At 42.5% G+C, this 9,411-nt stretch carries 7 protein-coding genes and 1 tRNA gene; 3 read left to right on the top strand and 5 right to left on the bottom strand.

The window, feature by feature from the left end; translation table 11 throughout:
- Window positions 1-256 precede the first annotated feature (256 nt).
- Both VGB26_03965 and VGB26_03960 read left to right on the top strand, forming a co-directional pair.
- On the top strand, window positions 257-1,015 hold the full coding sequence (locus VGB26_03965) for a hypothetical protein (GenBank protein HEX9756939.1): 759 nt from the start codon (window positions 257-259) through the stop codon (window positions 1,013-1,015).
- A 404-nt stretch (window positions 1,016-1,419) separates the two neighbouring features.
- Window positions 1,420-1,830 (top strand): hypothetical protein, encoded by a 411-nt coding sequence (locus VGB26_03960; GenBank protein HEX9756938.1) that lies wholly within the window; start codon window positions 1,420-1,422, stop codon window positions 1,828-1,830.
- A gap of 275 nt (window positions 1,831-2,105) precedes the next feature.
- On the opposite strand, the gene VGB26_03955 is transcribed toward VGB26_03960, so the two are convergent.
- The 4 genes from VGB26_03955 to VGB26_03940 all read right to left on the bottom strand — a co-directional run bounded on the left by VGB26_03955 (window position 2,106) and on the right by VGB26_03940 (window position 5,092).
- A tRNA-Phe gene (locus tag VGB26_03955) sits at window positions 2,106-2,181 on the bottom strand.
- Window positions 2,182-2,284: 103 nt separating this feature from the next.
- A complete protein-coding gene (locus VGB26_03950) occupies window positions 2,285-2,575 on the bottom strand; it encodes a hypothetical protein (protein HEX9756937.1) in 291 nt (96 codons plus the stop codon).
- Window positions 2,576-2,683: 108 nt separating this feature from the next.
- Window positions 2,684-3,421, bottom strand: coding sequence for a tRNA pseudouridine(38-40) synthase TruA (truA, locus tag VGB26_03945; GenBank protein ID HEX9756936.1), 738 nt, complete (start codon window positions 3,419-3,421; stop codon window positions 2,684-2,686).
- An 81-nt stretch (window positions 3,422-3,502) separates the two neighbouring features.
- Window positions 3,503-5,092 (bottom strand): N-acetylmuramoyl-L-alanine amidase, encoded by a 1,590-nt coding sequence (locus VGB26_03940; protein ID HEX9756935.1) that lies wholly within the window; start codon window positions 5,090-5,092, stop codon window positions 3,503-3,505.
- A 256-nt stretch (window positions 5,093-5,348) separates the two neighbouring features.
- Here VGB26_03940 and ndk point away from each other — a divergent pair, with 256 nt between their 5' ends.
- Window positions 5,349-5,765 carry a nucleoside-diphosphate kinase gene (ndk, locus tag VGB26_03935; GenBank protein ID HEX9756934.1) on the top strand — a complete coding sequence of 139 codons (417 nt, stop codon included), beginning with the start codon at window positions 5,349-5,351 and terminating at the stop codon, window positions 5,763-5,765.
- A 21-nt stretch (window positions 5,766-5,786) separates the two neighbouring features.
- On the opposite strand, the gene metH is transcribed toward ndk, so the two are convergent.
- Window positions 5,787-9,227: a methionine synthase gene (gene metH, locus VGB26_03930; protein HEX9756933.1), complete on the bottom strand. Its 3,441-nt coding sequence runs from the start codon at window positions 9,225-9,227 to the stop codon at window positions 5,787-5,789.
- Between the last annotated feature and the right edge of the window lie 184 nt (window positions 9,228-9,411).

The following is a 9,411-nucleotide window of genomic DNA, read 5'->3' as shown; positions in this document are numbered from 1 at the left end:
CACAATTCTACAAATTTTGAGTGTGTCGCTGTTCGAAAAAACCCCAATATTACAAGCGCTTTCTTCGATTGATTACGAAGATGAAACCATTGATGACGATAACCAATTGAATTTATTTGTATAACGTTGGGACAGTAGTGAGATCTTTCGATTATCAATTGACATACCTCTGTTTATTTTCTATTCTGGAAATCAACCTCATACAGGTTCCTAAAATTTGATAAAAATCAAACTTGGATTAAACAAAGAATAAAATATGGAGAATACCCAAGTCTTTAATCGAAAAGGGGTTTCAGAATCTTTTTTGGGCCATTTGCTGGGGACCCTTAAGAAAACAAAAACGGTCAATGATCCCTTCTCCCATTTTTATATGGAGAACGTTTTTCCGGAAAGCCTCTATGCCAACTTACTTGAACAACTTCCCGACTCGAAAGATTACCGTGCACTTTCCCTAAAAAAATATGCCCGGGCGGACGGGACCAGCACCCGGGATTTATTGGAAATCAGTGATGAAGGGGTTTCGGTTTTAAAGCAATCCAAGGGGGAATTTTGGTTAGGAATTGCAGATGCATTAAAATCCGACAGTTTAAGAAATCAGGTCTTTGATATGCTATCTGTAGACCTTACCGATCGCTTCAAGGTATCCCGCGAGGCTTTAAAAGAAATTGAGGCCTACCCGAAACCGGCCATTATTCGGGATGTGGGTGGATATAAAATCGCCCCTCACCCTGATGTGAAAAAGAAAATTGTGACCCTCCAATTTTATCTGCCAAAAGACCGTTCCCAGGAAGATTTAGGTACAGCCCTGTATAAAAGAAAATATTCCCTTGGAGGAATGTTGATCCTGAAACGTCAGTTTGAAAAAGTAAAGCAATTTTCCTTCCTACCCAACAGCGGGTACGGGTTTTCCGTTTCGGGGAAGAGTTGGCACGGCCGGGAAGTGGTTTCCATGTCCTCCGGTGTCCGAAATTCCCTCCTCCTGATATATTATACCGACCCCAAAAAAGGGTATTAAAATTACGGTGATTGTAAAATAAGTGCCGTTTCTTTTCTCCTCAGTCTCACTTACAACATAGAATAAAAGAGGGAAAAATTCATATGGGGATCCCTTTTCAAGAACTTTAAGGGATAGAATAGAAAAGAAATAAGCCATGATAAACCGTAAACAGGTGGAATTATTAATTGTATTGGCCCTGAGGGAGGGTTTCGTAGGTGAAAATTGGTTTTCTTTAAGAGAGATATTATGGTGGGGAAGAAAATCAGGTAAACAAGGTTTTAAAAGGAAAAAATTTTTTTTGTTGTTGATGATCGGGAAAATGAACGTGGTTTTTTTGGATTGATGGATGATAAAATAATTACCTTACACGGGTTTGAAGGAGTAAACCACGGGTTGATTATGATTCCGGGAGGGTAAAAAAAATGGATGATCCGATCGAAAATTTAAAAATGCAATTTAACAAAGACAAACAAACGGAATTTATAATGGAACGAACCGGCTTAGACACTTGGGCGGTTGAAAAGTTAGATGGATACGGATTGCCAAAATCCGTTTCTGAAGAACTGGAATACATTTTTAAAAACATTAAATCCCCCGGGCGTGTTGAACTTCTAACCTCTATGCGTGAGGAAAGGATTAAGTTTTTAGAAACCCCTCCGGATGAAAAGCCGTGGGAGGTGCGTGATCATGAGGAACACGTCAACAAGATTGTCAGGGAAACTGGATTAGCCTATAAAGGTGTCAATGAATATTATTTGGCAATCATTGAATGGCTGAGGAACATGATGGAAGAAACCCAAAAGTTAATGGACCAAAAGGCAAAAGAAACCTAAAGGAATGACAAATCTAAAATTTACGCTACACCTTTGCCAGTCTTTTAATTAAAAATAATGAACACCCAAAATATATTCAAAAACAAATTGGACATTCATCGTTTAAGGTGACAATGGATGGTTATGGTCATCTTATGGAAGGAGTGAATACGGTATCTGCGGATAAGTTATCGGGTTTTGCGTTGGGAATTAAAGACGAAAATTTAAAAAATGGTAGCAAATGGGAAAAACAGCGAAAAAGAAAATTCAAAAACTCCTCTAAGTCTTCAAAAAACTGGTGCCGAGAGACGGAATTGAACCGCCGACACAAGGCTTTTCAGGCCTCTGCTCTACCGACTGAGCTATCTCGGCACCTGGGTGGCTACGATAACAAAGACGTTCCGTTTTTGTCAATGTAAATTTGGAATTTTTTGGATCTTTTTAGAGGAAAAAGGCAGGATAAGAAGAAAAAGTTTTATTCAGAAGAGGGATTATTTTCCCCCGAATCCAAACGGATTTTGAGGGATTGTAAAAAAGCTTTATCAAAGGGGTTGAATTCGTAAACCAGTTCGGGGGGAGTTCCTTCATCATCCTTTCGGTGAATGCGTGTAATCGAAGCCAATACAATATCGATCCGGTAACCTTCTTCTTCAATTTCTTTCAGCGCTTTTTTTATTTGGGAACTATCAGAGAAAACATTGTTGATGGTGTCCACCAGTTCCTTCACGAGTTTTCTCAACCTTCCATTTTCGAATTCTTCTGTCATTGTTTCTCCTCTACTTAACTATAACGTACTGTATTTTTCCCTGTCAAGAAATTGTGAAAAAAATTACGGCACATTTTTATCAGAAAAGAAAAAGATCCTAAGGTTCAGTCACTTAGGATATTTTACATGAAGGAGGCAAAGGCCATGGGGAGGGGCTGTTTGGGAATGTTTTTGAAAGGAGCCATTTAAAAAGCCTTTAAGGTCTTTTAAAGTGATTTTCTCTTGGCCCAGGGTGACTAAATATCCAACGAGATGCCGAACCATGTGCATCAGAAAAGACCGGGCTTCAAAAGTCAGAAAAATAAATTCTCCTTTTTTATCAATGTCCAATCGTCGAAGGGTAATGAGGGTATGTTTGGCATTGCAGGAGGAGGAACGAAAGGAATTAAAATCATGTTTTCCTTTAAACATGTCTGCGCCTTTCCGCATTTTTGAAACATTTAAGGGGGAAAATATACACCAAGCATGGTTTCTGGAAAAAGGGGAGGGAAAGGAGCGATTAAGGATAGTGTATTGATAGCATTTTCGAATGGCGGAATAGCGGGAGTGAAAATGTTGAGGAACCTTTTCTGTTTTAATAACGGAAATATCAGGGGGGAGAATTCCATTTAATGCCCGTTGCCACATGAGGGGGGTCATCTTAGATTGGGTGTCAAAATGTGCCACTTGGGCTTTTGCATGAACTCCAGCATCCGTTCTTCCCGCCCCAATGACCTGAATCCTATCTTGGGAAATTTGGGACGTTTTATCTTCAAGAACTTTTTGTATAGTGGGAAGGGTGGGCTGCCTTTGCCATCCAAAGTACTGGGTTCCATCGTATTCCAAAGTCAGTTTGATTCGGGGCATGCTTTATCGGCCTTTTCTCAATTTTTATTAAAAAAATCGGATAGAAGAAAGGCTTATGGAACAAAAATTTGAAAAATATGTTTAACGTATGGAGGCAACTTTGATGGAGGCAATATATTGGTTAATCCCTTGATAAAGGGCCTCTGCGGCTTTTTGGCGGTAGGTTTCATTTTTCAACCTTTTTTCTTCCTGCGGATTACTGATAAAAGAGATTTCCGTTAAAATACTTGGCATGCTGGCATTTATCAGAACATAAAAGGGAGCTCTCTTAACCCCGAGGTTAACCACATTTTTGTATTTAGATCCAACGGTTTTATGGAAAGACTGGCTGGTCAGGTGGGCCAATTCCAAAGATTCATCGATTTTGGTGTTTTCTAAAAGATCATTAAGAATAAGTTCCAGGTCACTCATGGCCCGCTCCGAAGCGCTATTTTCTCTAGCCGCGGTTTCCATGGCCGGGCGGTCGGTGGATTGTCCTACCAAATAGATCTCGGTTCCACGGGTGGTTCGTTTTGGGCTTGAATTGGTATGAATGGAAATAAATAAATCCGCCTTTTGTGCATTGGCCATTTGTGTTCGTTCCTCTAAGGGAATAAAAATATCCGTTTCCCGGGTCAAAATGACCTTTTTCCCAAGATTTTTTTCCAAAAGGGTTTTTAGACGTTTTGAAATGTCTAAGACCACATCTTTTTCCATGACTCCGCTTCGCCCAATGGCGCCGGGATCTTTTCCCCCGTGTCCAGGATCAACAACAATGGTGTTAATTCCCAGTCCCAATTGTTGTGCGAGGGTAATTTCACCATTGGTTCGTTTGGGAACCTCGGCGGTTTGGTACTGTTGGGGCGGGTTGAACGCCGCATCTCTCACCTGGGAATTTTTCCCGTACACGTCAATAATAATCCGGTTTGGGTTTTCAAACGGGACAATACGAAAATTATTAATCTGGTCCAAGTTTAAAACCAGGCGAACCGTTTGGGGATCAAATTGAGCCACATTGACCTTCTTTAAAACCCCATCCTTAATAAGAATGGGTTTATTGTGCATTTTTCTTGGAAGGTAGGCATTTTTGAAATCGATAAATAGGCGTTCCGGTTTTTCCAGTCGTTCTGACCGGAATTCCGCTTCCTCAGACAGCTCGACCACTACCCGGGTATAGGATGGAAATGACCAATAATTCACAAGATTGACCATTATGGGCTTAGCAGGAGGGGGCGTGGGAGTTGTTGAGGGGGAAGTTGAGGGAAGAGAGGAACCATCCAAAGAAGCCAATGATCGCCGAGAGGTTTTGAAAAACCGTCCTTTGGGGTAGTGTTTTACCAATTGCCTATATTGGTCAATGGCTTTTCTTTTGTCATGGCTTTTACCGGAGTATCGATTGAGGCCTTCATAAAGCTTGGCGGTACGGAAAAGGGATTCTTCGATTTTTTTAGGGTTTCTTTCCGTTTTGGCCGCTTTGACAAAATATCGGATACATTGCTCCCATGAATGGCGGAACCGTTTCTTAGATTCAGATTTCATTAAACGGTTTTTGCAATTTAGTCCTTTTTGAAAATTACTTTTTTCTGCAGCGGAAACCTCAACGGCAGAGAAAAGAGTGAGGGTAAATAAAGGGAGGAAAAAGATAGAAAGGGACTTCAATAACGCGTGAGGTTGGGTCTTCAGCCTTTTCAAATATTCTCTTTTACAGAAAGGTGAATCGTCAAAATTAATAGGTTAAACCTTTTTTTTGAGAAAACTTCCTTTTGTAAAAAAAACCTTGGAAGGAAATGGGTGCAACTACGTAACCCACTGTAAAGCTAACTCAAATTGGATTATATGTCAATCATTAGTTCCATTGGGTTATAATTTATGGGTCCATTGACACCCTTTTCCGTTTCCGTTATTTTATGGGCCTTATTTAGACGAGAACAATGGAGGGAAAAAAGTGATTGAACGAACGTTGGCTATTATTAAACCGGATGGGGTAAAAAAGAATTTGATTGGGGAGGTTATTCGCCGGTATGAGAACAAGGGGTTTCGTGTTATTGCAATGAAATTGGTCCGAATGACCAAAGAGGTGGCAAAGGGGTTTTATTTCGTTCATCGTGAAAGACCTTTTTATGAAAGCCTGACGGATTTTATGTCTTCCGGAAATTGTGTCGTGATGGTATTGGAGGGGGAGGATGTCATCATAAAGAATCGGGAGTTAATGGGGGCAACCAATCCCAAGGAAGCTGCCCCGGAGACCATACGGAAAGATTTTGGGTCTCGAATTGAGCATAATGTGGTTCATGGGTCCGATTCAAAATCATCGGCAGATTTTGAGATTCCTTATTTTTTTAACGCCTTTGAGATCCCTGTTTAGGAGGTGAGGGTTTTCCTCCTGTTATTCGTCCGCACGGAAATATTTTGCCTCGGGATGGTGGAATACCAGAGCGGAAACCGACGCCTCGGGGTCCATCATATCTCCCTCCGTTAATTCTACACCGATTTGGGAGGGTTCCAACAATTTAAACAGTTTTCTTTGATCGGACAAATTGGGGCAGGCAGGATACCCAAAACTGACCCGGACCCCCCGGTATTTATTCTTGAGAATGTCTTTCATGGACAGAGTGGGGGGATCACCTATTCCCCAATCGCTCCGAATTTTTTGGTGAAGCCATTCCGCAAAAGCTTCCGCACATTCAATGGCGAGGGCTTGTAGGATGTGGGATTTTAAATATTCTCCTTCCTCTTTTAAGGTTTGCGAAAATTCCCGAATGCCCTTTCCGCAGGTTACAACAAAAAGGGCAATGGAATCCAATTCACCGGATAAAGCCGACCGACTATAATCAGAAAGGCAAAGCCTCTCCCCCGCACCTTGTCTAGGAAAGTTAAAGGTTTCAATAATCTGTTTTTTATTTTGCGGATCATATAGGATGAGATCCTCACCACGACCCTGGCAGGGGAAAAACCGATAAACCCCATTGGCCACCATCCCATGGGTTCGAATCAGTTCTTTTTGGAGGGTTTCCACCTGGGCTTTTAATTTTATTGCTTTGTCGTCCCCCTTGGATAAGAGTTGTTCAAATCCTCCCCGAAGTCCAAGATGTTTTCCATACAACATCGTCGGGTTAATAAAAGAAAATAGTTTTTCCAGACTGACATCCTGTAAGGCGTGAAGGTCAAAGTCGGGGGGTGATGGCAGATCCCGGGAGGGTTTCACCGAAAGGCCTTTGAAGGGCTCCTTTGGGGCTGCGGCTTTTGCCGTGGTTTCAACACTTTTCTGAAGGAACAGTTTTTCTTTTTCTATCTTCTTTAGCAGGCCCTCTTTTAAGTTTTCATCGGTGAGCTGATTGACTAAATCCAATCCCTGCATGGCATCCTTTGCATAGCATACCGGCCCTGAGTATTCAGGGGCAATACGGGTTGCGGTAAATTTGAGATTGAGTGCGGCTCCCCCCACCAAAAGGGGAATTTCCATTCCCGCTGATTTAAAATCCTGTGCGGTGACTACCATTTGCTGGGCGGATTTAACCAGCAAACCTGATAAACCCACCGCATCGGGTTTTTCTTTTTGATATGCCTTAATCAATTCGGCGGGAGGAACTCGAATTCCCAAATTAATCACTTGGTATCCGTTATTGCCCAATATGATCTCAACCAGGTTTTTCCCAATATCATGAACATCCCCTTTAACGGTTGCCAGAATAATTTTACCTCGAATATTAGATTCATTTTTTTCCATGAACTGCTCCAGGTGGGCCACCGATGCTTTCATTGATTCCGCACTTTGGAGAACTTCCGCCACAATCAATTCGTTATTATTAAAAAGTCTTCCTACTTCACTCATGCCTTTCATCAGAGGACCGTTTATAATTTCTAAAGGTTTTCTGTCTTTGAGTGCCTCGTTTAAATCTTCAATCAAACCATCTTTTGACCCCTCAATAATATAAGAAGCCAACCGTTCGTCCAATGGCATTTCTATGCGGGATTTTTTCTCTTTGGGCTTTTTGTGGCGAAATGCACTGACGAAAGCGGTGACAGGATCATCCCCTCTCCAGAAAAGAAGATTTTCGGAAAGCTTTCTCTCCTCTTCGGCAATTGAAGGGTAGCGTTCCAGTTTTTCTGAATTGACAATGGCGAAATCAAGTCCTGCTTTGACCGCGTGGTAGAGAAATACGGAGTTTAAAATTTCCCGGCCGGCTTGGGGTAAACCAAATGATACGTTGCTTATCCCCAGAATGGTTCTACATTCCGGAAACGTTTGCTTAATGAGTTTGACCGCTTCGAGGGTTTCAGGGGCGGACCCGTCATAGGATTTATCCCCGGAAGCAGTGGGAAAGACCAAGGGGTCAAAAATTAAATCCGTTGGAGGCAGACCATATTTGTTCACCAAAAGACCATAGGAACGTTTTGCAATTTCCAGTTTTCTCTGGCGTTGAATCGCCTGTCCGGTTTCATCAATACACCCCACCACAACCGCTCCACCATATTTTTTTAAAAGGGGAACTACCTTTTCAAACCGTTCCTCCCCGTCCTCCAAATTGATGGAGTTGATGACAGATTTTCCTTGGCAATTTTTAAGACCGGCCTCAATTACGTCTGAGTTGGTGGAATCAATCATGATAGGAACTTTTATTTTTTTGGTGAGAATTTTGAGAAATTCGTCCATGTCTTTGGCATTATCCCGGTTTGTGCTATCCATATTCACATCGAGGATATGGGCACCGCTTTTCACCTGTTTACGGCCGATTTCAGCGCCTTCTTCAAACTGTTCTGCTTCAATGAGGTCTCTAAATTTTCGGCTACCGGTTTGATTGGTTCGTTCTCCCACCAAAACAGGACGGATTTCCTCCTCAATGGGTAAAAAGTCAATTCCGGATATGGCCAGCCTTTTTAGGGCTGTAGGGACTCTCGGTTTTTTTCCATCCACCATTTGAACAATGGTCTTGATGTGGGCGGGGGTGGTTCCACAGCATCCTCCAATGATATTGACCCAGCCTTGGTCAACAAACCTGGATAATTTTTGTGAAAGGCTTTCCGGGGTTTCTTCGTAAAGGCCGTCTTCATTGGGAAGTCCGGCGTTGGGGTAGACGCTGACCCAACAATTTGCAAGTGAGGAAAGAGAACGGAGGTGATCGGTCATGAATTCTGGGCCCGTGGCGCAGTTTAAACCGATTGAAAAAAGATGAAGGTGTTCCAGAGAGGTGTATAACGCTTCTACCCCTTGACCCGCCAGCATGGTTCCCATGGGTTCGATGGTTCCGGAGACCATTAATGGAAGATTTGTTCCGAGATCCTGTTGGGCTTGGTTGACCCCAATGGCCGCAGCTTTTAAATTGAGTGTGTCTTGGGCCGTTTCTAAAAGGAGGAGATCCACTTCCCCCTCAATCAAGGCCTTTGCCTGTTGGTGAAATGCCCCCACTAATTGATCAAAGGTAACCCCTCCGGTAACCGAAATGGTTTTGGTGGTCGGCCCCATTGAACCCGCCACCAGGCGGGGTTTTTCAGGGGTGGAAAACCGGTCTGCTATTTCGCGAGCCAATTGTGCACTGGTTCGGTTGATCTCCGTGACCCTGTCTTCTAATTGGTATTCCCCCAGAACAATGGAGGTGGCCCCGAAGGTATTGGTTTCAATAATATCGGATCCGGCATTGAGATAGGCTTCATAAACGCTTTGGATGACCTGGGGGCGGGTAATATTTAAAATTTCGTTGCACCCTTCCAGAGAAGGACTCCCAAAATCCTCTGGGGTTAGGTTTTTATCCTGGAGGGCCGTTCCCATGGCCCCGTCCATTACAAGGATCTTTCTTTTGAGTAATTCATTTAACTCATTTATGTTCAACGCTTTTCTCCTTTAAAGTAAACAATCAAGGCCAAAATGGAAATAGAGTAAATTTTTATTAATACTGTATCATACCAAAAAAATATTACTCCCGTCCATTTTCTAAAAGGGAAAAGGTCGTTTCCCCTTGGGTTTCGAAAAATGGGCTTTTAGTGGCAGATCATCCTAGAGGGACTTTTCTTTA

It is taken from the genome of Nitrospiria bacterium, from assembly GCA_036397255.1.
Lineage (GTDB): Bacteria > Nitrospirota > Nitrospiria > DASWJH01 > DASWJH01 > DASWJH01.
The sequence above is the reverse complement of the archived record's forward strand: the minus strand, read 5'-3'. Positions and strand labels throughout refer to the sequence as shown.

Coding starts and splice junctions, on each gene's coding strand:
- VGB26_03960 (HEX9756938.1), top strand. CDS start 1,420: ATGGATGATCCGATCGAAAATTTAAAAATGCAATTTAACAAAGACAAA.
- VGB26_03965 (HEX9756939.1), top strand. CDS start 257: ATGGAGAATACCCAAGTCTTTAATCGAAAAGGGGTTTCAGAATCTTTT.
- VGB26_03950 (HEX9756937.1), bottom strand. CDS start 2,575: ATGACAGAAGAATTCGAAAATGGAAGGTTGAGAAAACTCGTGAAGGAA.
- truA (HEX9756936.1), bottom strand. CDS start 3,421: ATGCCCCGAATCAAACTGACTTTGGAATACGATGGAACCCAGTACTTT.